This window comes from Enterobacter sp. BNK-34 (genome assembly GCF_048684445.1).
GTDB lineage: Bacteria > Pseudomonadota > Gammaproteobacteria > Enterobacterales > Enterobacteriaceae > Enterobacter > Enterobacter pseudoroggenkampii.
The window spans coordinates 3,600,423-3,622,903 of sequence record NZ_JBLQUA010000001.1 but is presented as its reverse complement, the minus strand read 5'-3'; the positions used below and the strand labels follow the sequence as shown (position 1 = coordinate 3,622,903).

Here is a 22,481-nt window from a genome sequence, read left to right as displayed (position 1 = left end):
GTGTTCCTCACATTACAAATTGATCGCCATTTCGAAACAGCGTAAATCGACACCCGCCATACGCGAGTGATGATAGCTTTCGCTCAGCGTAACAAACCCCTGCTTCTGATAAAACGACTGGGCGTTAGGCGTCGCATCGAGCGTCAGACGGGTTATCCCCCGGCTGCGGGCTTCCTGTTTGAGCGCCTCAATAATCCGGGTTGCCATGCCTTTTCCGGAGGCTGCAGGCAAGGTGAAAATCGCCTCCAGACAGTGGGTATCCAGATCGAGATAGCAGGTTGCCGCAACATCGCCCTTTTCATCTTCAACCACATAAAAAGGGTATTCAATGATCATCTTCCGAAAGCGTTCGGGCATGAGATCTGGCGTCCAGCGCGCAATGACCTCTGCGTCGTAACTGGTTTTACAGCCGTGACGAAGAATCGCCTGATTGCGAATATTCCAGAGCGTTTCGGCTTCCTGTGGCCTGGCTTTTCGTAATGTCATAACCTCCTCCTTTAACGGCTTTTTAGCCGCATTCCCCGTGCCGACCTGGCAAGACGCTGAGTACGACAATAGAGCGTAAACAGCACAAAGCCGCTGCTGTTCATCACCACCCGACAAAGTAACAGCGCGAAAGATGCAATGACGAGTGGCCAGAGGCTTCCATCATGAGAAAGCAGGATATGTAGAACCTGAACGAGGGTCGTTATCAGCAGGATGATGAACAACGCCATAAAGCCCGACAATCCCGACGTCTTACCACGTGCCAGGAGTACGCTTGTCACAATGAGCGCGCCTGTCATCGTCAATGATGGTAAGAAAAAGCTCAATGCATGATGCAAAGGTGACAAACCCTGCAACGTGATGAGAAAAGGCAAAAGGTTTAACGCAAACGCCACTAAAAACAGAGGTAACAGCATAGCTACCGGATAAGGATTTTGACGCGGAAGCTCGCTGAGTGGACGCGAAAAATACCGTTCCAGCTCGGGCGTGGAATGATTCAAGAGATGGATATCACGATGAGCAATAGCCTCCTCTATCTCTTTGCCATGCTGCAGGAGATCCTGGAAAACCCGTCCGGTTAAAAGAGACAAAAAGCTCATCAAAATTTCGCCATTAAAGAAATGATGCCCATTTCTGGTAGGGAATGAACCCAGCACGCCTCAACTAAATGTGATAGAGATGAAAATACCAGAACGCAAACAAAAGCATAACGCCTAAAAAGGGAGATCCGCGGATGACCATACCGACGCTCATGACAGAACGCTTACTGCTAAAACCGCTGGTTGCCGAAGATGCGGCTCAGATACAAAAGCTTTATCCGCGCTGGGAGATTGTCCGCTATATGGTCTCTTCCGTGCCATGGCCCTACCCGGATAACGGCGCGGAAAACTATGTCAATAACGTGGCGCTGCCGGATGTGGCGAAAGGGATTGCCTGGTTCTGGAGCATCCGACGACGTGAGGTGCCGGATGAATTGATGGGCATTATTTGCCTGTACGACGTCGAGGATAACAACCGCGGGTTCTGGCTCGCGCCGGAGTTTCAGGGCCAGGGATACATGCGCGAGGCCAGCATTGCCGCGACGGATTACTGGTTCAATACGCTAAACAAACCTGTATTACGCGCCCCGAAAGCCGCTGCCAACAGCCGCTCCCGGCGTATTTCGGACAGTAGCGGCATGCGGCTTATCAGGACGGAGAAGAAAGCCTACGTTAGCGGGATGCTGGACTCCGAGCTGTGGGAGATCACCCGCGACGAGTGGAACGCCCGTCAGGTGAGCTGATAGTGCTTATCCGGCATCAGCCTTTCCGGAATGTTCTCTTCATCGTTCATCTGCAGCAGATCGCGTTCCATCATGTTGCAGATGGCGTCCAGCGGCAGATCGTTATTCTCAGTGCCGAACGGGTCTTCCAGCTCTTCCGCCAGGGTGTCCAGCGAGATAAAGGTGTATGAAATCAGCGCCGAGACAAAGGGCGTCATGTAGTGCAGGTCCACGACCAGCGCGAACGGCAGCATGATGCAGAACAGATACACCGTGCGGTGCAAAATCAGCGTATAGGCAAACGGTACCGGCGTGGTCGCAATGCGTTCACAGCCGGACAGGACGATGGACATATCGTTCAGACGATTGTTCAGGCTGTGAAACAGAATGTCTGAGAGTTGCCCGTTACGCCGCCGTACGGCCAGCCACTCCCCCATGATCAGTAAAATACGGTTCGCCGGTGAGTTGGCTTTCATCACCTGACGTAAATCATCCGGAGCAAGATAGCGAGAGAGTTGCTCAGCGTTCAGCTCCCGGCGCAGGGTCATGCGCAGGCAGTTAGCAAAAGCAATCTGCAGACGGACAAATTCGCCCAGATGCTTATCGTCAGGCAAGGTGTTTTTTACCTCGCGAAACAGCGAGCGCGCCGCTATCATCAACTGCCCCCAGAGCAGGCGAGCCTCAACGTAGCGTGAATAACAGGCGTTGTTTCTGAAACCGAGAAAGATTGCGATCGCCACGCCGAGAATGCTGAATGGCGCCACGGTAAATTTGATGCCCAGTGAGGTATACCACGGCAACATCAGGATAACGGCAATAGAAAGCAGGAAGTTGAGCAGCAGTCGGGTATAGATCTTAGGCAGTACCGAACCGTGCCAGACAAAAATCAGTTGTAGCCAGTGCTGTTTAGGACGAACGATCATAGTGAGTTTCAGGAAAGAAAAGAGCGAGGCTATTAAACGTGATCCCCGTCACCGTTGCAAGTTTGTTAACGGGACATTGCATTTTCTCCCCTGATTAGCGAAATCCGCACAGTGCTGCATGTGTTTTTTAAAAACAAAGCACATAGTATGTTGTAACTAAAATGGAATGTGTTTAAACCCGGCCGCAGCCGGGTGAACGTTAGCAAAGCGGTTTAACCGCAGCGCGCATTCCCTTCAGCAGAATGGCATCAAGGTCCAGCGTGACCTGGTCGACAAGACCGCTTACCTGCGTCAAGTCCTGTTCCCAGTGTTCGCGTGCGCTGAGCACCGACTGCACCAGCTCACGGGTGCTCAACTGCCGATCGCGGTGCTGCGCCCAGAGCTGCTGATAGCGTTCCAGCCAGCACGCATCATCCTGCACCGGATAGCTCTCCCCGTTACGCTCCGCGCGGTAGAACGCGATCAACGCGGCTAAGGCAAACGTCAGACGTGCCGGTAATTGCCCTGTTGCCTTCTGCCCTGCCAGTAGCTGTGGCAGGATGCGGGTGCGGTATTTGGTCATGCCGTTGAGCGCAATGGAAAGCAACTGGTGTCGGATATAGGGATTGCGAAAACGCCCTGTTACCGCACTGGCGAAAGATTCCAGCTCGTTACGCGGCAAATCGAGGACCGGAATGATCTCCTGATAAATTGCTTTTTCGACGAACGCGCAGATCTCCGCATCATTCATCGCCTCGCCCACCGTATCCAGCCCGGCCTGGAAGGCGACCGGCACCAGCGCCGTATGCGCCCCGTTCAGGATGGCGACTTTGCGCTCTTTGTAGGGCCTGATGTCGTCGACAATCAGTACATTTAACGGGTACTTATCCAGACGGAGATCCTGAGCAAGGGATGCCGGCCCCTGGATAACGAACAGATAGAAATGTTCAGCCGTGTCAAGGAACCCATCGTGATACCCCAGCTCAGCTTCAAGCACAGCCGCTTCGTCGCGCGGGTAACCGGTCACGATACGATCAACCAGCGTCGAGCAGAAGCTGTTGGCGTCGTTTAGCCACCGGATAAAGGCCGCAGGCAGCGACCACTCCTGGGCATAGCGCAGGACGAGTTCACGCAGTGCATCACCGTTGTAGTCAATCAGTTCGCACGGAATGATAATCCAGCCTTTATCCGGTGCACCGTTGAAATGGCTGAAGCGCTCAAACAGCAGTCGCGTCAGCTTCGCCGGGTAGCTCACCGCAGGGGCATCGTCGAATCTGTCACCCGCGTGGTAGCTAATACCCGCTTCGGTGGTGTTCGAGAAAACAAAGCGCATATCCGGGTTGTGTGCCAGTTTCAGAAAGGCGTCATAGTCGTCGTAGACGCTGATTTCACGGTTAACCGAGCGGATAAGACGGCTCTCACTCACCGCGTCACCCTGCTCGTTCAGGCCGCGAATGATAGTGGTATACAAACCATCCTGAGTGCTCAGCGACGGCGGGAAGTCACTCTGAATAGGACGGACGATAACCACTCCGGCATTAAGATCGGTATGTTCATTTAACAGGTCAATTTGCCAGTCGACGAACGCACGCAGGAAATTGCCTTCACCAAACTGAATGATGCGTTCTGGGTATTGAGCACCGGGAAAATCACGACGGTTGAGCGTGTTCACAAGGGGGTTCCTTTTATGATTAGTCATACAGCCTGATAAGATTGGTACGATAACTTATCAAAACTTAACGACCGGGAACCCTGTTTTGATCAATACGTCGCGTAGTTGTACAAAATAATCATAAGAACTTATAGAACACGGACGTGGCCGTCATGGCGCCGTCCGGCATAAGGGCATAGCGCGGGATCTCCCCCACCTTTTGCCATCCGGCGCGCTGGTAGAACGTCTCGGCGCCGCTGCCGGTGGAGGTATCAAGTACCAGAACCGAAATGTTCCTGGCCCGAGCCTCAGCTTCAAGCGCTTCCATCAATGCCATCGCGGCACCTTTCCGGCGCGCTTTCTCGTGAACCAGCAGCTTCGCCACATCGGCGCGATGCGGCTGGTTTTCCGGCTGGTCTGTGATTAACTGCACCGTTCCGATGACGCCGTCCTGCGGGTCGATACAGGTCAGCACGAGGCGCTCATTGCGCCCTGCGCTTTCAGCAATGCCGCGCCAGAAAGATCGGGCCCTCTCCAGGCTAAAGGGAAGCATAAAGCTGACGGATGCCCCGCCGTTCACACAGTTTTCGAGGATCCCGGCCAGCGCATCAAGGTGGGTGAGAATTTCGTCTCGGGTGAGGTTTTTGATTTGCAGTGAGGTATTCATTGTTTTTCCTTACGTTGAATACCATCACTGTGCATTTAACATCTTCTTAACGCAAACGGATCGGACATAGGCTTTTGTTATGTCACCGGGCGCGCTGGCGCTGCTGCTTCATGGCATACATCTTTTCATCGGCATCTTTTAACCACTGCTGCAGGTCGTTGCCGTTATGATCGAATTCACTTAGCCCCCATGAGAAGTGAAGCGACCAGGGGTGTAACCTGCGGGCGTTATAGTTTTCTACCTGCTCGACGAGATACTGCATGGCAATCCAGGCGCCCTGCTCATCCGTATCCGCGAACAGCACGGCGAACTCGTCCCCGCCAAAACGAACCAGCAGATCCGCTTCGCGGAAAGAGGCACGCATCAGTTGCGCCATGGCATTCAGCGCCTTATCCCCCTCTTCATGCCCGAAGCGATCGTTAATTTCCTTAAAGCGATCCAAATCCAGCCAGCCGAGCGTCAGCGGCTCTGCCCGGCGCCGGGCAACGGAAAGCGTGAAGCGCACGAGTTGATTAAAGCCCCGACGGTTGAATAGCCCGGTTAATTCATCCGTGGTCGCCGCGCTGATGGCAGCAAATTCATCTTCCGCCAGCGCGCCAAGATCTCCCAGGACGGCGAGGTCGGCGGCAGAAAACTCCCGGGGAGCATAATCAATCAGGCACAGCGAGCCAACGCTTGCGCCGTCACGCAGGCGCAGCGGGAAGCCCGCGTAAAACCGCACGCGAGGTTCACCGGCCACCAGCGGGTTATCCGCAAAACGATCGTCCTGAAGCATATCCCCTACCACCAGCGGCGCTTCGGTGAGGATCGTATGGCCACAAAATGAGATGTTACGCGGAACGGAGCCAGGTGCCTGACCATCAGCGGACTTAACGATTAGCGAATGCTCATCAATGAGATTGACCATCGCCAGCGGCACCTGGAAGAAGCGTTTTGCCAGACGCGTTAACCGGTCAAACGCCGGGGAACTGTCGATCTCAAGCAGACCGGATTCTCGTAGCGAGTTGAGTCTGTCTGTTTCATTTTCAGGGGTTGCAGGTGCTTTCATAATGTCTCCTGACGTAAAGCGTTACTAAAAGCGTAGCTTAAACAGAGGCATTGTCAGCGTTCTGACAGCCTGTTAAGTCGCTTACTATTCACGTCAATGCCTTATGACGATTAACGCAGCTATGTTTCACTCCCGGTGGGCGCGGCAATTTGCTCGTCCGCCACCCGGGCGCTGGTACGGTTTCGACCCGCTTTTTTTGAACGATAGAGATGATCGTCCGCTTCGGCCATGAGCTTGTTGAAGACCTCGGTCAACTGCCATGACTCAGCCTTTCCACTGCCGAGGCCAATACTGACCGTCAGAAAGAGCGTCTGGTGACGCCATGTAAAAGGATGGCTGGCAACGGTGGAACGGATACGCTCAGCCAGTTCAAAACCGTGCTGCGCGTCGCCTGAATGAACCACCACAGCGAACTCTTCCCCGCCCATGCGCGCCACCATACCGTCTTCGCCGACGACCTGCTGAACCTGTCGGGCAAACGACGCCAGCACGCGATCTCCACACTCGTGGCCGTAGTTATCATTAATGCTTTTGAAATAATCAATATCCAGCAGCATGACGGTCAAAAAACGGGTATGCCGGTACGTCTCTTCATGCTTTAACGCCTCATAAAGCCCGGAACGCGAGTAGACGTGTGTTAAAAAGTCATAATCCGCCCTCAGTGAAACCTGGCGGATCAGGGAATTAATCGCCGCCATACTGACGGAGACCATCACCGGGCAGATCGCCATCGTGGCGATACCCAGCCGGGCTGAAAACATCATTGGCGTCGTAAACGGCGTCGCCACGGCAATGTTAATAATCGAGTTGGCGACCAAAATGATTTCAGTGGCACCCGTGATAAACGTCAGCAGACAGGTCGCAGGCAATGAGTAACGAACCGCACACCAGATAAGCGCTGGCAGAGGAAACGAGAGGCTCCCTGCTCCGCCAATCACCACCGACGCGACCACCGAGACGATCAGCGCCATCACCGGCAGCAGCTGCTCCAGACGTAACCTGAGATCACGCCCGGGCATACGTATCGTGAGCATACAGGGCACAACAAGCACGCCGGTTGAGAACTGCTCGCTAAACCAGTCGGCAAACAGCGGCCAGAAGGTGTGACTGTCAATCCCGACCGACCCCGCCGCGCCGAGCAAGGCACAAAGCAGCGCGGCAATCAGACAGTAGTTAAACAGGCGTAGCGCGTTAAGCGGATCGGGGGTTTTCTTCATCAGCCGCTTGTCGCGCTGAACCAGTACGGCGACGACAACAATAAAGATCATGTTAGACAGGTTGATTACCGCTGAGGCTATACCCCAGTTGGTCGTCACCGCGTCGTACAACAGCATCGCGACATAGCATACCGCATAGTAATGCAGGCGATTCAGGTAGACATAGCGGGCGAAGATCCCTGCCATGACGCCATTCAGCGGCCAGAACAGCGACAGGGCCTCAACGAGCCGTAATTCCGCGCCCACAAAGTAGAACAAGGTGGTGAGGATGAAGATCGTCGATGCATTTCGCAGCGGCGTGTCAGGCTGGAACGGCCTGAAAGCGGTAAGAGCAGAACGCATTAAATATCATTCCATATGAAAGCTTATGGCAATTATTGCGGTCGTCAGCATGATCGGGACTAACTTAGGATGCATCTATAACACAAATACCACTGGAGCATAACTCGTCAAATTTAGGCGTTCATCTGCAGCACCAGCCAGTGATGGATAACGCTGACGATATAATTTTTTTGCGGCGCGGTGAGCGTTACACCCTGTGGAATGTTATGCCATTTTGCCAGGCAGCCCCGACAACAGGTGGCGGTGGCATGCTGGGCGATAAACACCGGGTGACCGCGCATAGGCGTCTGTTTACCGTCATTTGCGGGTTGTGCAGGCGCAAGGCGCTTTTCGACAAAATCCGCGGCATGCTGGTCAATGGTTTCGGGGCCTTTGTCCCAGCAGTACTGTCGTTCTTTATCGCCTAAACGAAAGCGCGAGCGAAATGTCGATCGCGCCAGACGGGAAAAGAGAGGATCCAGATCGGACATCAGTATACGGAACGTCCCAGACGCTGGGTCAGTTTCTCCAGAACCGCCACGCCGGCGAGCGAATTTCCCGTTTCATCCAGCTCCGGGCTCCAGACGGCTATCGCCATTTCATGCGGCACAATCGCCACGACCCCGCCGCCAACGCCCGATTTAGCCGGAAGCCCAACGCGCCAGGCAAACTCGCCGGCGTTTTGATACATCCCGCTGGTGGCCATTAGCGCGTTAACCTGACGAGCCTGAAGCGGCGAAACGACTTCCTGATCGAGATGCGGCGCGTGCCCCTGGTGCGCAAGGAACAGGAACGTCTGAGCCAACTCAACGCAGCTCATTTTCAGGGCGCAGTAATGGAAGTAGTTTTGCAGGACGGTCGCCACGTCGTTGTGGAAATTACCGAAGGATTTCATCAGCCAGGCGATAGCCGCGTTACGGGCAGAGTGTTCAAACTCCGAGCGTGCCACAACCGTATCATAGGTAATGTCGTCAACGCCCGAGAGCTGACGCACAATCTCAAGCATTCGCTGACGTGGTGCGCTGAGGCGGCTTTGCAGCATATCGCAGACCACCAGCGCCCCGGCGTTGATAAAGGGATTTCGCGGTTTACCCTGTTCTATCTCGAGCTGAAGCAGCGAGTTAAAAGGCTGGCCGGACGGATCTTTGCCCACCCGCTGCCAGATCTCGTCTTCTTCATACTGGCGCATCGCCGCAACCAGACTGAGCACTTTCGAAATGGACTGAATGGAAAAACGTTCTGTTGCATCCCCTGCCTGGTATCGCTGTCCGTCGATAGTACAGATAGCAATGCCCAGCTTATTCCCGCTGACCGAGGCAAGGGCCGGAATATAGTCGGCAACCTTCCCCTTTCCAATTAACGGACGAACCTGCGCCAGAATCTCGTCCAACATCTCATTATGGATGACCGCAGCCACACTTTGCTCCTTGCCCTCAGGCTAAAACGGGCTGCGAGTATAACAGAGGCTTATGTATTGCGTCAGGCGCTAAGACGAAAACGCGAAACGGCCTGCAATAAAAGATCGGATTGCTTTTGCAGACGTTCAGAAGCATCCGAGGCGTCAGAGACCAGCAGGTCCGTCTGACGGGAGACCTGGTTCAGTGCCTGAAGCTGACGGGTCATCTGGTGAATACTCTCTCCCTGACTGAGGGTGGCGGTGGAGATCTCATTCAGCAAACTGCTTAAATTGCCCACCAGACCGGTGACCTGCTGCAGATTCTCTTCCATCAGGGTGACGGCACGGGAACCGTCTTCAATGCCCTGAACCGAGCGGTTGATCAGCTCCTGAATGGTCTGCGTCGAGTGGCTGCTCTTTCTGGCCAGCAATCCAACCTCCCGGGCGACGACGGCAAACCCGCGCCCCTGGTTTCCGGCATGGGCCGCCTCGATGGCCGCATTCAGCGCCAGGATGTTGGTCTGAAACGCCACGCTGTCGATCATCGCCACGATCCCGCGCATCTCGGACGATCGGTCGACGATCGCCTGCATGGACGCGTTTACGGTCGACATCATCTGGTCTCCCCCCGCGGCGGCCTGACGCGCTTCATCCGCCCGCGAGCTGGCGAGTCTGGCATAGCCGGTATTCCCTTCCACATGGTTTTCCAGCGCCGCGATATGCGCCGTCACATCCTCAAGCTCTTTCGCCTGGCGTGCCGACTGCTGATACAGCTTCTGGTTACCCTGGGCCAGTGAGCCAATGTTCTCCACCATGGTCACCGTGGCATGGCTGACCTGCGTGACCAGCTGCTGCAGACCGTGCTGCATCGTGGCAATACTGTCGCTAAGTTGCCCTATCTCCCGGTTGAAGCGCATGACGTTCGGCGGCGTGCCGGAGAGATCCCCTGCCGCCAGCCGGTTGATATGCGCAATCAACCGACGCAGCGGCGTAATCACCCATCTGGACATGCCGAACCAGACGACAGCGGCGATAGCGACTAACAGCACCGGCGCAAACAGGAACAACGTTTGCAATCCTGAGAGCTGCGCCATGAGGCTCTGACGCCCCTGCATGGCCTGCTTCTCGCTTGCCTGCTGATAGCGTGCATAGTTATCGTTAAAATCCGTCTGAAACGCCTGCGCCGGGACGGCAAAAAAAGCGTCGATGGTGTTGGTCTTGAGAAGCCCTTCAGCCTGCTCTTTAATCGCACCGTAGAAAAGCTGATAGCTGTTCACCAGCGCGTCATCTTTCGGCGGATTCAGCGCCAGCCAGGCCTTCCACGCCTGCTGAGAAACCGTCAGCGCCTTTTGCGCATCGTCCATCAGGCTATGCCAGCTTCCGTCGGAGCCGGTCTCTTTATCCTGCATAAACCAGACGCCGGACCGGTTAAGCAGATCGCTTGCCGCCAGCAGGGAAACACGGGCCAGATCCAGCTTGCTCTGCTGCTGCCAGGCCAGCAGGTTTTGCTGCTCGTTACGCTGGGCGTTGTTCAGGGAGGCGTTAAGCAGGAGTGACGAGGAGAGCTGCAGCGCGGAGAAAAGGCCAATAATGCAAAAGATACCCGTCAGCAGGCCAAAGTGACGAGGGGTGAGACGCTGCGCAATACGGCGAAAAATTTGCGTTAGGTTCATAATTAGCTTCATTTACAAGGCGTTAGACGCGTGCGAGTCTACGAAATGAAAATGACAGAACCATGGCAGAATAATGACAACGGCCCTCACGACGAGGGCCGAAATTAAGGATTACACGCGATCCTTCCACACCGTCTGCACGTTACAGAACTCGTGCAAGCCAAAGTGGGAAAGCTCGCGGCCGAAACCGCTTTTCTTCACGCCACCAAAAGCCACGCGCGCATCGCTGGCGCTAAAGCCGTTGATAAACACGCCGCCGCACTCCAGCTCGCGGGAGAATTTATCCGCAAGCGCTGCGTCAGCGGTAAAGACGGTGGCGGACAGGCCAAAGTCGCTGTCGTTGGCAAGCATCAGGGCATGCTCCGCGTCTTTCGCGACGGTAATGGCCGCGACCGGACCAAACAGCTCCTGGCGGAACGCCGTCATCGACGGGGTGACATTCGCCAGCACGGTTGGCGCATAGTAATTCCCCTCGCCGCTGATTTTCTCACCGCCCAGCAGCAGCGTTGCACCTTCTGCCAGCGTCGCCTGCACCTGCTGATGCAGTTCATCGCGCAGATCGAAACGCGCCATCGGGCCCAGGTAGTTTTCTTCCTGGTCCGGAGCGCCCAGCTTCAGGGCAGCAACCGCATCAACAAAGCGTTGGGTAAAGGTATCCGCAATACCCTCTTCCACAATGAAGCGTTTTGCCGCCGCGCACACCTGCCCGGTATTCTGGTAGCGCCCCGCTACCGCCGCCTTCACGGCAAGATCCAGGTCGGCATCGTTGAGAACGATGAACGGGTCTGAGCCGCCCAGTTCAAGAACGCATTTTTTCAGCGCGGCTCCTGCCTGAGCACCAATGGCGGCCCCGGCACGCACGCTGCCGGTGACGGTCACCGCAGCAACACGACGATCGTTAATCGCCTGGCTGACGCCGTCATTGGTGGCGTTCACCCAGCCGAACACGCCTTCAGGGAAACCCGCATCCGCAAAGATCTGCCCTATAAGATCCGCAGAGCCGAGCACGTTGGGCGCATGTTTGAGCAGATAGCTGTTACCGGCCAGCAGAATCGGCACCGCGCCGCGCAGCACCTGCCAGAGCGGGAAGTTCCATGGCATCACCGCGAGAATCGGCCCCAGCGGACGGTATTCAATGACCGCGTTGTGGTTTTCCACCAGCGTCGGCTCCGCACGCAGCATTGCCGGGCCGTGCTCGGCATACCAGTCGCACAGACCGGCGGACTTCGCCACTTCCGCTCGCGCCTGCAGGATGGGCTTGCCCATTTCACGGGAGATAATCTGCGCCATCTCTTCCGCGCGGTTTCGCAGCGCGGCGCCGAGATCCCGCAGCTTCTGCGCCCGGTGGGACACGCTTTCGCGTCGCCACTGGCGATAGCCCGCGTCGGACTGAGAAATCGCGCGTTCAACCTCTTCCGGCGTCGCCCAGGGATACGCAGCGAGGGTTTCACCCGTTGCCGGGTTAACAGAGAGGGCATGTGTAGCAGATGAATATTTCATGATGTTCTCCACGCATTTCGGTTGATTGATTGTGGCTCACTCTGCTATTTCTTAAAAATGAATAATACTAACCACCTTATTCACGAAACGAGAATGCCATGGACTTAACCCAGCTTGAAATGTTTAACGCCGTCGCGCTGACGGGCAGCATCACCCAGGCGGCGCAGAAGGTGCATCGCGTGCCGTCTAACCTGACGACCCGCATCCGCCAGCTGGAAGCCGATCTGGGCGTTGAGCTGTTTATTCGTGAGAATCAGCGTTTGCGCTTATCCCCGGCTGGCCATAACTTCCTGCGCTACAGCAGGCAGATCCTCGCCCTGGTGGATGAAGCGCGCATGGTTGTCGCGGGGGATGAGCCGCAGGGGTTATTTGCCCTCGGCGCGCTGGAAAGCACCGCCGCCGTGCGCATTCCTGAAACGCTGGCGCAGTTTAACCAGCGCTATCCGCGTATTCAGTTTGCCCTTTCTACCGGGCCTTCCGGGACGATGATTGATGGCGTACTGGAGGGAACCCTAAGCGCCGCCTTCGTCGACGGTCCGCTTTCGCCCCCGGAGCTGGAAGGCATGCCGGTCTACCGGGAAGAGATGATGCTGGTCACGCCTGCCGGGCATGTGGAGGTGACGCGCGCCTCGCAGGTCAGCGGCAGCGACGTCTATGCCTTTCGCGCCAACTGCTCGTATCGCCGACACCTGGAGAGCTGGTTTCACGCTGACCGCGCCACGCCCGGCCGCATTCATGAGATGGAGTCCTATCACGGCATGCTCGCCTGCGTCATTGCGGGCGCGGGCATCGCACTGATGCCGCGCTCGATGCTGGAGAGTATGCCTGGGCATCAACAGGTGGAAGCCTGGCCGCTGGCGGAAAACTGGCGCTGGCTCACCACCTGGCTGGTGTGGCGACGCGGGGCGATGACCCGCCAGCTGGAAGCTTTTATAGCGCTGCTAAACGAACGTCTTCAACCAGCGCCTTCTCCATAAACAGGCTGAGCGGGTCGTCAACGTACGGGGCAAACGCCGGACGCAAATCGTATCCGCACTGTTCATAAAGACGCACCGCAGCATGCTGCTTGATGCCCGTCTCCAGCCGTACCGTATGGCAATGACGGCTCAGAGCCTCATCTTCCAGGGCGGCCAGCAGCGTTTCGCCGAGATGCTGCCCGCGATGGGCCGGATCGATATAGACCCGCTTCATCTCCCCCGTTCCGTCACCGTTGAGCACGATAGCGCCACAGCCCACGGCGTGCAGCTGCTGGTCGCGAATGATCATCAGGATCAGCGAGGCTTCCGGCAGCGCAGCCAGATCGAGCAGATGGTTGCTTTCTGCGGGATAGAGTTCGCTCTGATAGCGGTCAAGCGCCGCGATCAGAGCGAGAATGTCCGGATGACGTGCAGATTCAGAGGTAATGGAATACATGGCAGGCTCCTTGCTTTTTTTATGAGGCTAAATTTCAACATAGCGCAGGCCTGCCAGGGTGCTACATAGTATTAACTTATCGCTCCGCCCTGTTAGCGCAAAAAGACGCGCCCTTTCAGATACAGGGTAGCCTGGCCGCCAATCAGCACGCGGTCGCCCTTCAGCTCGCAGCGCAGATCCCCGCCACGGTGCGACACCTGGCGGGCATTGAGAGACGTTTTGCCCAGCTTTTCACTCCAGTACGGGATCAGCATGCTGTGGGCAGATCCGGTAACCGGATCTTCCGGCACCCCTTCGCCCGGGCAGAAGAAGCGGCTGACGAAGTCATATTCTTCGCCCGGCGCCGTCACGCAGACCATTTTATCCAGCGGAAGCATGGCTCCGATATCCGGCGTTAACGCCTCCACCTGCTGCTGGCTCTCCAGCACCACCATGTAATCCCGACCCACGCGCACCTCTTTTGCCGCCGTGATGCCCAGCGCGCTAAACAGCACCTCGGGAGGATTATCCACAACCTCCGTCGACCATGCGGGGAAGTTCAGCGTCAGCCAGTCGCCGCTGCGTTTTACCGTCAGCTCGCCCACGAAGCGGGTGGTGAAGGTGATTTCGGTATGCGGGTAATCAAGGTATTCGAAAATGACGTGCGAGGCGGCAAGCGTAGCGTGGCCGCAGAGGTTAATTTCATCCAGCGTGGTAAACCAGCGCAGCTCAAACCCACCGTCGGTGCGCACGAAAAAGGCGGTCTCAGACTGGTTATGCTGCTGCGCCATTTTGAGCAGCGTCTCGTCCGGCAGCCACTCTTCCAGAGGACATACCGCTGCGGCGTTGCCACCAAAGGTTTTGTCGCTGAAGGCATCCACCAGATAAAAATCAATTTCCTGCATTGTCTCTTCCTCTCTTGTTATGGCTATTTAGCGCAGAAAAACTGTGCCTTTCAGATAAAATGTGGCCTGCCCGCTCATCAGCACCCGCGAGCCTTTCAGCTCACAGCGCACATCGCCACCGCGCACTGAAACCTGACGGGCAAACATCGTCGTTTTACCCAGCTTTTCGCTCCAGTACGGGATCAGCATGGTGTGCGCGGAGCCGGTAACCGGGTCCTCCGGGACGGAAACGCCGGGGGAGAAAAAGCGGCTGACAAAATCGTATTCCCCCTCACCGCGCGCCGTCACGCTCACCTTATGCTCGCCCGGCGTCATCGCCGAAAAGTGTGGCGCGAGGGCCTCGACCTGCTGGCAATTTTCAAGAACGATGACCCAGGCGCGCCCTTTCCGGGCTTCAACGTAGCGGCTGATACCCAGCGCCGAGAGCATTTCAGGCGGGGGCGTCTCTTCATGGGTTGGACATGCCGGGAAGTCCAGCGTCATCCACTCCCCCTCCCGGCTGACCGTCAGGCGGCCAGAGGCGGTTTCAAAGTGGATCCGCGAATCCGGGTAATCCAGCTCGGTAAACAGCACGTGCGCGGCCGCCAGCGTAGCGTGGCCGCAGAGATTGACTTCGGTGAGCGTGGTAAACCAGCGGAGCTCAATGCCCCCTTTACTGCAGACGAAAAAAGCCGTTTCCGACTGATTATGCTGCTGCGCCATTTTCAGTAAGGTCTCATCGGGCAACCACGCTTTCAGCGGGCAAACGGCTGCCGGGTTGCCGCCGAACGAGGTATCGCTGAACGCATCTACCAGATAAAAATCAATCTCCTGCATTGTCTTACCGCCTGTTTTTATTATGTTGTTCTTTTATATTCAATGAAAACAGCGTTCCCGGCTACCGCTTTTATAAGGTAAATATTGAGATCTGCATCACATAATGGTTGAGTTTTCGCCGTTTGACGTTTTAAGATCGTCCCCTCTTCTTTTCAGCAACGAATCTCCGACATCCCTATGACAACGAACACAGTTTCCCGCAGGGTTGCGTGGCTACGCGTGGTCACGCTGGCCATTGCCGCGTTTATTTTTAATACCACAGAATTTGTTCCGGTTGGGCTGTTGTCTGACATCGCTGAAAGTTTCCAGATGGAAACGGCTCAGGTGGGCATTATGTTGACCATCTACGCCTGGGTGGTGGCGCTAATGTCCCTGCCGTTTATGCTGCTGACCAGCCAGATGGAGCGGCGCAGGCTGCTGATCGGTCTGTTTGTCTTGTTCATTGCAAGCCACGTGCTGTCATTTATGGCGTGGAATTTTACGGTGCTGGTCATGAGCCGCATCGGCATCGCCTTTGCCCATGCGGTGTTCTGGTCGATCACCGCGTCGCTGGCGATTCGCCTGGCGCCGGCAGGGAAACGCGCGCAGGCGCTGAGCCTGATTGCTACCGGTACCGCACTGGCGATGGTGCTGGGTCTGCCGATTGGCCGCATCGTGGGGCAATACTTCGGCTGGCGTACGACCTTCTTCGCCATCGGTATGGGTGCGCTGGTTACGCTGGTATGCCTGATTAAACTGCTGCCCGCGCTGCCGAGCGAACATTCCGGCTCGCTGAAAAGCCTGCCGCTGCTGATGCGTCGCCCGGCACTGCTGAGTATCTACCTGCTGACCGTCATTGTGGTGACGGCCCATTACACGGCGTATAGCTACATTGAACCGTTTGTGCAGGTGGTGGCGGGCTTTAGCGCCAACTTTGCCACCGTCTTACTGTTGATCCTCGGCGGCGCGGGCATTATTGGCAGCGTGCTGTTTGGCAAGCTGGGTAACCGGCACGCCTCCTTGCTGGTGAGCAGCGCCATCGGCCTGCTGCTGGCCTGCCTGCTGCTGCTGATGCCCGCCGCAGGTAGTGAAAGCTATCTGGCGATCCTCAGCCTGTTCTGGGGCGTGGCGATCATGATTATTGGTCTGGGCATGCAGGTGAAAGTTCTGGCCCTGGCGCCGGATGCAACAGACGTTGCCATGTCGCTATTCTCCGGGATTTTCAATCTCGGGATTGGCGCGGGCGCGCTGGTGGGAAATCAGGTCATACTGCACGTGTCGATGTCAGCGATTGGCTATCTGGGGGCTATTCCGGCCCTGATGGCGCTTGTCTGGTCGGTGCTCATCTTCCGTAAATGGCCGGTGGCGCTGGAGGAACAGGGGCAGCACGGGTGAGCCTTCTTGCCGGGTGGCGCTGCGCTTACCCGGCCTACAAGCCCATAATAACGTAGGCCGGGTAAGGCGTAGCCGCCACCCGGCAATCACATCAATGATAGGTCTTAATAATTTCCAGCACGCCGTTAATAATAAACTGCACGCCCATACAGACCAGTAAGAAGCCCATCAGACGGGAAATCGCCTCGATACCGCCCTTGCCTACCCAGCGCATAATGGCGCCAGAGCTGCGCAGCGACACCCACACGATAAGACCGATAATCGCAAAAATCAGCGGTGGCGCTACCGTCAGCACCCAGTCCGGGAAGGTTGCGCTGTCACGCACCGTCGACGCGGAGCTGATGATCATCGCGATGGTCCCCGGCCCCGCCGTGCTCGGCATGGCAATCGGCACAAAGGCGATATTGGCACTCGGTTCGGTTTCCAGCTCTTCCGATTTGCTGGCCGCTTCCGGCGACTCATGCGCTTTTTGCGCCGGGAACAGCATGCGGAAACCAATAAAGGCCACAATCAGCCCCCCCGCGATACGCAGGCCCGGGATAGAAATCCCGAAGGTATTCATCACCACCTGTCCGGCGTAATAAGCCACCATCATGATGGCAAACACATACACCGAGGCCATCATCGACTGATGGTTGCGCTCGGCGCTATTCATATTCCCTGCCAGCCCGAGGAACAGCGCCACCGTCGTTAACGGGTTAGCCAACGGCAGCAAGACCACCAGCCCAAGGCTGATTGCTTTAATTAAATCCAACATAGTGCGTTGTTGTCCTTATCCATATTTAACACAGCAATTATAGGGTGAAAGTGTGACATTCAGCCATGGGTGCAACGTAACGATTATTTCCCTTCTGAAAAGATAACTGTCAGTTATCTATCTGATTTGAAAGACCTCAAAAAAAGTTCATGAAACGTTTTAGCAATTCGTGGCATCGGCTGACTCATTCAGTTGACTTATACTTGCCTGAGCAATAATATCTGCCGTGACTAATTACTTGCCAGGGCAACCATTGTGAAAAGCACCAGTGATATCTTTAACGACGTTGTTCCGCTGGGTCGTCTTATTCATATGGTCAATCAGAAAAAAGATCGCCTGCTCAATGACTACCTGTCACCGCTGGATATCACCGCAACACAGTTCAAAGTGCTGTGTTCCATTCGCTGCGAAGTGTGTATCACGCCGGTTGAGCTGAAAAAGGTGCTCTCTGTCGATCTGGGCGCGTTAACCCGCATGCTCGATCGTCTCGTCTGCAAAGGATGGATAGAACGAAGCCCTAACCCGAATGACAAACGCGGCGTACTGGTGAAGCTAACCAGCGATGGCGCGGACATGTGCGAGCAATGTCATCAATTAGTAGGACAAACACTGCATCAGGAACTAACAAAAAACTTAACGGCAGATGAAGTGGCAACCCTTGAGCTTTTGCTGAAGAAAATCCTGCCGTAAACAGAAAAAAGAGGTATGACGATGTCCAGACGCAATACTGACGCTATTACCATTCATAGCATTTTGGACTGGATCGAAGATAACCTGGAATCGCCGCTCTCCCTTGAAAAAGTGTCAGAGCGTTCGGGTTACTCCAAATGGCACCTGCAACGGATGTTCAAAAAAGAGACCGGTCATTCATTAGGTCAATATATTCGCAGCCGCAAGCTGACGGAAATTGCCCAGAAACTGAAAGAAAGCAATGAGCCGATCCTTTATCTGGCGGAGCGTTACGGATTTGAATCGCAGCAAACCCTGACGCGTACGTTCAAGAACTATTTTGACGTGCCGCCTCATAAGTACCGAATCACCAGCGTGCCGGGCGAATCCCGATACCTGTATCCGTTAAAACACTGTAGTTAATCATCGCCTGTAACAGACGTAACCGAGGAAATCATGAAAGTTATCGCCTCCGCCGCCCTCGCCTTGCTGGTGCTGTTCTCCAGCCAGACCTTCGCGGAGCAAACCCCTCGTGCAACGCAGCAAAATAATCCTGATACGATGATTTTGCCGTCAGCACATGACCAGTCGCCTTATGATTTCAACCACATGGGTGCTGGTAGCGACAAATCCGACGAATTAGGCGTGCCTTATTATAATCAGCACGGCCTCTGATTCGTTTTTGCCCCGCAGATGCGGGGCTTTTTTTATGCCTTTTCGCTTACCCGCGTCGTCCGACGAACCCGCAGACCAAACACGTTAATGTACAGCCCGGCCATGATCAGCACGGCGCCAAACAGCTGCAGCGCGCTTAGCGTTTCATCCAGCAATATCGCCGCACTGGCAAGTCCTACCACCGGCACCAGCAGGGATAACGGCGCGACGCGCCAGGTTTCATACCGCCCCAGCAGCGATCCCCAGATCCCGTAGCCCACAATGGTGGCGACAAAGGCCAGATAGACGAGAGACAGGATCGTGGTCATATCGATGTCGACCAGACTGTTCAGCATCACCGCCGGACCGTCCAGAATACTCGACGCCAGCAGAAACGGGATCACCGGGATCAGTGCGCTCCACACCACCAGCGACATCACCGCCGGGCGCGCCTCGTGCTGCATAATCAGCTTGTTGAAGATATTCCCGCAGGCCCAGCTCAGCCCTGCCGCCAGCGTCAGCATAAACCCGAGCAGCGCCACATGCTGACCATTCAGGCTGGCCTCGATCAGCACCAGCACGCCGAACACCGCCAGGGTGATCCCCGCCAGCTGTTTGCCCTGCAGACGCTCGCCAAACACGAACGCCCCGAGAATAATGGTAAAGAACGCCTGCGCCTGTAACACCAGCGAGGCAAGACCCGCCGGCATGCCGAACTTGATGGCGCAGAAGAGAAACGCGAACTGGCCAAAGCTAATGGTCAGACCGTAGCCCAGCAGCAGTTTCAACGGGATCTTCGGGCGGGCGACAAAGAAGATGGCCGGAAAAGCGACCAGCATAAAACGTAAACCGGCCAGCATCAGCGGCGGCATGTTGTGCAGCCCCAGCTTAATGACCACAAAGTTGAGCCCCCATACTACGACCACCAGCAACGCCAGCAGCCCGTCTTTCCGCGTCATACCCAGCCCCTGAATTATTAATAATTTGTTAACACTTCAAGGTAACAGAAAAAAGTGCGCCGCGAGAAGATCATTATTTCTGGCAGGCAGCTGAAGCACTTAGGGATAAATCAGGTGCTATACAAGCCCCTTATGTCATGGTAATCCTGTTAACACACATCTAATAAAAGCATAAGCAACTGTCGGGCAGGAATATGAAACCATCTCTCAGGCGCTCAACCGCAGCGCTGCTGGCATCGTCATTGTTGTTAACCATTGGTCGAGGGGCAACGCTGCCGTTTATGACCATCTATCTCACGCGCGTCTACAGCATGAGCGTCGAGAATATTGGTTATGCCCTGACGATTGCGCTGACTATCGGCGTGGTGTTCAGCCTGGGGTTTGGCATTCTTGCCGATAAGTTTGATAAAAAACGCTACATGCTGATCGCGATCGTGGCCTTTATCGCCGGCTTTGTCGCGATCCCGCTGGTCGATAACGTCACGCTGGTGGTGCTGTTCTTTGCGCTGATCAACTGCGCCTATTCCGTCTTTTCGACGGTGCTGAAGGCCTGGTTCTCCGACGTGCTCACCGCGAGCCAGAAAGCGCGCGTCTTCTCGCTGAACTACAGCTTCCTGAACATTGGCTGGACGATCGGACCGCCGATTGGCACCCTGCTGGTGATGTACAGCCTGCAGCTACCGTTCTGGCTGGCGGCCTTCTGCGCCGCGCTGCCGCTGGGCTTTATCCATTTCTTTGTGCAAAAAAGCGTGGCGCTGGATACTACCGAGGAGAAGACGCCCTGGCAGTCGTCGGTATTGCTGAAAGACCGCGCGCTGTTCTGGTACACGCTGTCTGGCCTGCTGGCCTCATACGTGGGCGGGTCGTTCGCGAGCTGTATTTCGCAATACGTTCTGGCCGCGCATGCGGACAGTGATTTCGCCGAAAAGGTGGTGGCCGTGGTGCTCCCGGTCAACGCCGCCGTGGTGGTGACGCTGCAATATGCGCTGGGCCGCAAAATCTCAGCCAGCAATATCCGCCCGCTGATGACCCTCGCTACCCTGTTTTTTATCGTGGGGCTGGGCGGCTTTATGCTCTCCGGAGAGAACCTGGTTTACTGGGGCATTGCTGCCGCCATCTTCACCCTGGGTGAGATTATCTATGCCCCGGGCGAATACATGCTGATCGACAACATTGCGCCACCGGGAATGAAGGCGAGCTATTTCTCCGCGCAGGCGCTGGGTTGGCTCGGCGCGGCGGCAAACCCGATGATCACCGGTATCATCCTGACCAACCTGCCGCACTGGTCGTTGTTTGTCATAATGATGGTCGCCATTGTTGTCGCATGGCTGATGATTTTGCGCGGGATGAGCGTGAAGGCGTGGTGCGAGTCGCCCAAAGCGGCGTAGCAAATGCAGGCCGGGTAAGGCGCAGCCGCCACCCGGCAATAAAGCATCAGTGGTGCAACATCTCCTCCACCACCTGCTCTTTATACATCTCGTTCGGGTAATAGGTCGGCCAGTTATCCATCTCTTTCAGCAGCGCCTCGTGGGAGGTATTGCCCATGAAAATATGGAAGTGCGAAGAGGCCTTCGGTCCGATGGTATGGTCGCTGAACTGCACGAACTTCGGCGCCTTGCTGCTGGCGTCCTTACACTCAAACAGATAGCGCACGCCTTTCTTACCTGACGCGTAGGTCAGAATTTTGTAGCCACTGTAATCATAATGGCAGCGGCTGACCGCTTTACCCTGATGGAACTCCATCACGTTATTTTCGATGCCGATGGCATCCACGTCCGTCGCATAACCCGTTCGGTAGTAGGCTTTCACCTCGTCAAAGGTTTTACTTTTGTCTTTCTGCGCTTTCTGTTTAAAGACCGGATCGAGCGAACCATCAAGCAGGAACGGATAGACCGACTGCCAGGTCCCGTCCCAGTCAGACAGCGCTCTGTCCTTCACGTCTTTATCCTCAAACACACCGTTCGCCGCTTTCTGTTCCGCTTCAGTCATCTGATGGCCGTGCGAATGAGCAAACAGCTGGCCGCTGACCAGCAGCGCCCCCAGAGTCATAGCAAATTTTCCAATATGTGCAGTCAACATAACACCCTCATTCCGTTTGATAAGAACGAGGATGTTATATTATAACATTTCAGATCGCAACCAGGCCGCGCACGCCCTCCTGCTCCATGTTCTCACCCCGTCCGCGCTGAATAATGGTGCCGCGCGACATGAGCAGATAGCTGTCTGCCAGCTCGGCGGCAAAGTCGTAAAATTGCTCAACCAGCAGGATCGCCATATCCCCCCGGTCCGCCAGAGTGCGGATCACCTGGCCAATCTCTTTAATCACCGACGGCTGTATGCCTTCGGTCGGCTCATCCAGAATCAGCAGCTGCGGACGACTCGCCAGCGCGCGCCCAATCGCCAGCTGCTGCTGTTGCCCGCCGGAGAGATCGCCCCCGCGACGATGCTTCATCTCTTTAAGCACCGGGAACAGCTGCCAGATCTCTTCCGGCACCTGCTTCGCCTCGCGGGCGGAAAATCGCGACAGCCCCAGCAGAAGGTTCTCCTCCACGGTCAGGCGCGAGAAAATCTCGCGCCCCTGCGGAACATACGCCACGCCAGTCTGCACCCGCTGATGCGGCCTGCTGTGGGTAATCTTTTTACCCTGCCAGATGACCTCCCCGGTTTTCGCCGGGATCAGCCCCATCAGACACTTCAGCAGCGTGGTTTTCCCGACGCCGTTGCGCCCCAGCAGGCAGGTGACTTCGCCAGTGTTAGCCTCAAAGCTCACGCCGCGCAGGATATGGCTGCCGCCGTAATACTGATTCAGTTCGTTGACCTGTAACATTCCCTC

25 protein-coding genes are annotated in these 22,481 nt (G+C 55.9%); 7 read left to right on the top strand and 18 right to left on the bottom strand.

The genetic code is table 11. The annotated features are described in order from the left end of the window. Positions 1–12: 12 nt before the first annotated feature. Both ACMGG5_RS17780 and ACMGG5_RS17775 read right to left on the bottom strand, forming a co-directional pair. Positions 13–486: a GNAT family N-acetyltransferase gene (locus ACMGG5_RS17780; RefSeq protein ID WP_420278277.1), complete on the bottom strand. Its 474-nt coding sequence runs from the start codon at positions 484–486 to the stop codon at positions 13–15. A gap of 11 nt (positions 487–497) precedes the next feature. Then, entirely contained in the window at positions 498–1,085 is a 588-nt protein-coding gene (locus ACMGG5_RS17775; RefSeq protein ID WP_420278276.1) for a hypothetical protein, read from the bottom strand. A gap of 134 nt (positions 1,086–1,219) precedes the next feature. Here ACMGG5_RS17775 and ACMGG5_RS17770 point away from each other — a divergent pair, with 134 nt between their 5' ends. Then, positions 1,220–1,768, top strand: coding sequence for a GNAT family N-acetyltransferase (locus ACMGG5_RS17770; RefSeq protein WP_048991639.1), 549 nt, complete (start codon positions 1,220–1,222; stop codon positions 1,766–1,768). Here the strand turns inward: ACMGG5_RS17770 and ACMGG5_RS17765 are convergent. From ACMGG5_RS17765 to sad, 9 genes are all read right to left on the bottom strand, one after another. Next, complete coding sequence (locus tag ACMGG5_RS17765; protein WP_048991640.1) at positions 1,756–2,670, bottom strand: bestrophin family protein; 915 nt, start codon at positions 2,668–2,670, stop codon at positions 1,756–1,758. The genes ACMGG5_RS17770 and ACMGG5_RS17765 overlap by 13 nt on opposite strands. 199 nt (positions 2,671–2,869) lie before the next feature. After that, the gene (locus ACMGG5_RS17760) at positions 2,870–4,321 is read right to left on the bottom strand and encodes a tagaturonate reductase (protein ID WP_420278275.1); all 1,452 of its coding nucleotides are present in this window, start codon (positions 4,319–4,321) and stop codon (positions 2,870–2,872) included. A gap of 118 nt (positions 4,322–4,439) precedes the next feature. Then, positions 4,440–4,967, bottom strand: coding sequence for a GNAT family N-acetyltransferase (locus ACMGG5_RS17755; protein WP_420278274.1), 528 nt, complete (start codon positions 4,965–4,967; stop codon positions 4,440–4,442). Between the two features lie 82 nt (positions 4,968–5,049). Continuing rightward, positions 5,050–6,015, bottom strand: coding sequence for a sensor domain-containing diguanylate cyclase (locus ACMGG5_RS17750; RefSeq protein WP_061715145.1), 966 nt, complete (start codon positions 6,013–6,015; stop codon positions 5,050–5,052). Positions 6,016–6,134: 119 nt separating this feature from the next. Continuing rightward, entirely contained in the window at positions 6,135–7,574 is a 1,440-nt protein-coding gene (locus tag ACMGG5_RS17745; protein WP_290092950.1) for a GGDEF domain-containing protein, read from the bottom strand. A 113-nt stretch (positions 7,575–7,687) separates the two neighbouring features. After that, positions 7,688–8,044: a DUF4186 domain-containing protein gene (locus ACMGG5_RS17740; protein ID WP_061715147.1), complete on the bottom strand. Its 357-nt coding sequence runs from the start codon at positions 8,042–8,044 to the stop codon at positions 7,688–7,690. Next, complete coding sequence (gene glsB / locus ACMGG5_RS17735) at positions 8,044–8,970, bottom strand: glutaminase B (protein WP_024908464.1); 927 nt, start codon at positions 8,968–8,970, stop codon at positions 8,044–8,046. Before glsB ends, ACMGG5_RS17740 begins: the two co-directional genes overlap by 1 nt. A gap of 62 nt (positions 8,971–9,032) precedes the next feature. Beyond that, entirely contained in the window at positions 9,033–10,622 is a 1,590-nt protein-coding gene (locus ACMGG5_RS17730) for a methyl-accepting chemotaxis protein (protein WP_420278273.1), read from the bottom strand. 111 nt (positions 10,623–10,733) lie between these two features. After that, positions 10,734–12,122: a succinate-semialdehyde dehydrogenase gene (sad, locus tag ACMGG5_RS17725; RefSeq protein WP_370883651.1), complete on the bottom strand. Its 1,389-nt coding sequence runs from the start codon at positions 12,120–12,122 to the stop codon at positions 10,734–10,736. A gap of 98 nt (positions 12,123–12,220) precedes the next feature. Between sad and ptrR the strand changes: the two genes are divergently transcribed. Then, a complete protein-coding gene (gene ptrR, locus ACMGG5_RS17720; protein WP_420278272.1) occupies positions 12,221–13,099 on the top strand; it encodes a putrescine utilization regulator PtrR in 879 nt (292 codons plus the stop codon). On the opposite strand, the gene ACMGG5_RS17715 is transcribed toward ptrR, so the two are convergent. From ACMGG5_RS17715 to ACMGG5_RS17705, 3 genes are all read right to left on the bottom strand, one after another. After that, entirely contained in the window at positions 13,053–13,535 is a 483-nt protein-coding gene (locus ACMGG5_RS17715; RefSeq protein ID WP_032647199.1) for a GNAT family N-acetyltransferase, read from the bottom strand. The two genes, ptrR and ACMGG5_RS17715, sit on opposite strands and share 47 nt — an antisense overlap. Positions 13,536–13,627: 92 nt before the next feature. Continuing rightward, a complete protein-coding gene (locus ACMGG5_RS17710; RefSeq protein ID WP_157189176.1) occupies positions 13,628–14,419 on the bottom strand; it encodes a PhzF family phenazine biosynthesis protein in 792 nt (263 codons plus the stop codon). Between the two features lie 27 nt (positions 14,420–14,446). Continuing rightward, entirely contained in the window at positions 14,447–15,235 is a 789-nt protein-coding gene (locus ACMGG5_RS17705; protein ID WP_420278271.1) for a PhzF family phenazine biosynthesis protein, read from the bottom strand. A 177-nt stretch (positions 15,236–15,412) separates the two neighbouring features. Between ACMGG5_RS17705 and ACMGG5_RS17700 the strand changes: the two genes are divergently transcribed. Continuing rightward, a complete protein-coding gene (locus ACMGG5_RS17700) occupies positions 15,413–16,609 on the top strand; it encodes a sugar transporter (protein WP_420278270.1) in 1,197 nt (398 codons plus the stop codon). Between the two features lie 91 nt (positions 16,610–16,700). On the opposite strand, the gene ACMGG5_RS17695 is transcribed toward ACMGG5_RS17700, so the two are convergent. Next, positions 16,701–17,366: a MarC family NAAT transporter gene (locus tag ACMGG5_RS17695; protein ID WP_024908448.1), complete on the bottom strand. Its 666-nt coding sequence runs from the start codon at positions 17,364–17,366 to the stop codon at positions 16,701–16,703. Between the two features lie 255 nt (positions 17,367–17,621). Here ACMGG5_RS17695 and marR point away from each other — a divergent pair, with 255 nt between their 5' ends. From marR to marB, 3 genes are read left to right on the top strand one after another with little or no spacing between them, the layout of a single operon-like run. Next, positions 17,622–18,056 (top strand): multiple antibiotic resistance transcriptional regulator MarR, encoded by a 435-nt coding sequence (marR, locus tag ACMGG5_RS17690; protein WP_032647191.1) that lies wholly within the window; start codon positions 17,622–17,624, stop codon positions 18,054–18,056. A 21-nt stretch (positions 18,057–18,077) separates the two neighbouring features. Beyond that, positions 18,078–18,458: an MDR efflux pump AcrAB transcriptional activator MarA gene (gene marA, locus ACMGG5_RS17685; RefSeq protein WP_008502237.1), complete on the top strand. Its 381-nt coding sequence runs from the start codon at positions 18,078–18,080 to the stop codon at positions 18,456–18,458. A 33-nt stretch (positions 18,459–18,491) separates the two neighbouring features. Beyond that, positions 18,492–18,710: a multiple antibiotic resistance protein MarB gene (gene marB, locus ACMGG5_RS17680; protein WP_023335698.1), complete on the top strand. Its 219-nt coding sequence runs from the start codon at positions 18,492–18,494 to the stop codon at positions 18,708–18,710. 32 nt (positions 18,711–18,742) lie between these two features. Here marB and eamA read toward each other — a convergent pair whose 3' ends face one another. Next, entirely contained in the window at positions 18,743–19,648 is a 906-nt protein-coding gene (gene eamA, locus ACMGG5_RS17675) for an O-acetylserine/cysteine exporter (RefSeq protein ID WP_267216476.1), read from the bottom strand. 194 nt (positions 19,649–19,842) lie between these two features. Here eamA and ydeE point away from each other — a divergent pair, with 194 nt between their 5' ends. Then, on the top strand, positions 19,843–21,036 hold the full coding sequence (gene ydeE / locus ACMGG5_RS17670; RefSeq protein WP_420278269.1) for an efflux MFS transporter YdeE: 1,194 nt from the start codon (positions 19,843–19,845) through the stop codon (positions 21,034–21,036). Positions 21,037–21,082: 46 nt separating this feature from the next. On the opposite strand, the gene zinT is transcribed toward ydeE, so the two are convergent. After that, positions 21,083–21,724, bottom strand: a complete 642-nt coding sequence (gene zinT, locus ACMGG5_RS17665) for a metal-binding protein ZinT (RefSeq protein ID WP_420278628.1) — start codon at positions 21,722–21,724, stop codon at positions 21,083–21,085. Positions 21,725–21,776: 52 nt separating this feature from the next. After that, positions 21,777–22,475: an urea ABC transporter ATP-binding subunit UrtE gene (gene urtE, locus ACMGG5_RS17660; RefSeq protein WP_024908443.1), complete on the bottom strand. Its 699-nt coding sequence runs from the start codon at positions 22,473–22,475 to the stop codon at positions 21,777–21,779. Positions 22,476–22,481 lie beyond the last annotated feature (6 nt).

What these genes read in the sequence shown, in the direction of transcription:
- ACMGG5_RS17780 (WP_420278277.1), bottom strand. Translation starts at nt 486, where the DNA reads ATGACATTACGAAAAGCCAGGCCACAGGAAGCCGAAACGCTCTGGAAT.
- ACMGG5_RS17775 (WP_420278276.1), bottom strand. Translation starts at nt 1,085, where the DNA reads ATGAGCTTTTTGTCTCTTTTAACCGGACGGGTTTTCCAGGATCTCCTG.
- ACMGG5_RS17770 (WP_048991639.1), top strand. Translation starts at nt 1,220, where the DNA reads ATGACCATACCGACGCTCATGACAGAACGCTTACTGCTAAAACCGCTG.
- ACMGG5_RS17765 (WP_048991640.1), bottom strand. Translation starts at nt 2,670, where the DNA reads ATGATCGTTCGTCCTAAACAGCACTGGCTACAACTGATTTTTGTCTGG.
- ACMGG5_RS17755 (WP_420278274.1), bottom strand. Translation starts at nt 4,967, where the DNA reads ATGAATACCTCACTGCAAATCAAAAACCTCACCCGAGACGAAATTCTC.
- ACMGG5_RS17750 (WP_061715145.1), bottom strand. Translation starts at nt 6,015, where the DNA reads ATGAAAGCACCTGCAACCCCTGAAAATGAAACAGACAGACTCAACTCG.
- ACMGG5_RS17745 (WP_290092950.1), bottom strand. Translation starts at nt 7,574, where the DNA reads ATGCGTTCTGCTCTTACCGCTTTCAGGCCGTTCCAGCCTGACACGCCG.
- ACMGG5_RS17740 (WP_061715147.1), bottom strand. Translation starts at nt 8,044, where the DNA reads ATGTCCGATCTGGATCCTCTCTTTTCCCGTCTGGCGCGATCGACATTT.
- ACMGG5_RS17730 (WP_420278273.1), bottom strand. Translation starts at nt 10,622, where the DNA reads ATGAACCTAACGCAAATTTTTCGCCGTATTGCGCAGCGTCTCACCCCT.
- sad (WP_370883651.1), bottom strand. Translation starts at nt 12,122, where the DNA reads ATGAAATATTCATCTGCTACACATGCCCTCTCTGTTAACCCGGCAACG.
- ptrR (WP_420278272.1), top strand. Translation starts at nt 12,221, where the DNA reads ATGGACTTAACCCAGCTTGAAATGTTTAACGCCGTCGCGCTGACGGGC.
- ACMGG5_RS17715 (WP_032647199.1), bottom strand. Translation starts at nt 13,535, where the DNA reads ATGTATTCCATTACCTCTGAATCTGCACGTCATCCGGACATTCTCGCT.
- ACMGG5_RS17710 (WP_157189176.1), bottom strand. Translation starts at nt 14,419, where the DNA reads ATGCAGGAAATTGATTTTTATCTGGTGGATGCCTTCAGCGACAAAACC.
- ACMGG5_RS17705 (WP_420278271.1), bottom strand. Translation starts at nt 15,235, where the DNA reads ATGCAGGAGATTGATTTTTATCTGGTAGATGCGTTCAGCGATACCTCG.
- ACMGG5_RS17700 (WP_420278270.1), top strand. Translation starts at nt 15,413, where the DNA reads ATGACAACGAACACAGTTTCCCGCAGGGTTGCGTGGCTACGCGTGGTC.
- ACMGG5_RS17695 (WP_024908448.1), bottom strand. Translation starts at nt 17,366, where the DNA reads ATGTTGGATTTAATTAAAGCAATCAGCCTTGGGCTGGTGGTCTTGCTG.
- marA (WP_008502237.1), top strand. Translation starts at nt 18,078, where the DNA reads ATGTCCAGACGCAATACTGACGCTATTACCATTCATAGCATTTTGGAC.
- marB (WP_023335698.1), top strand. Translation starts at nt 18,492, where the DNA reads ATGAAAGTTATCGCCTCCGCCGCCCTCGCCTTGCTGGTGCTGTTCTCC.
- eamA (WP_267216476.1), bottom strand. Translation starts at nt 19,648, where the DNA reads ATGACGCGGAAAGACGGGCTGCTGGCGTTGCTGGTGGTCGTAGTATGG.
- ydeE (WP_420278269.1), top strand. Translation starts at nt 19,843, where the DNA reads ATGAAACCATCTCTCAGGCGCTCAACCGCAGCGCTGCTGGCATCGTCA.
- urtE (WP_024908443.1), bottom strand. Translation starts at nt 22,475, where the DNA reads ATGTTACAGGTCAACGAACTGAATCAGTATTACGGCGGCAGCCATATC.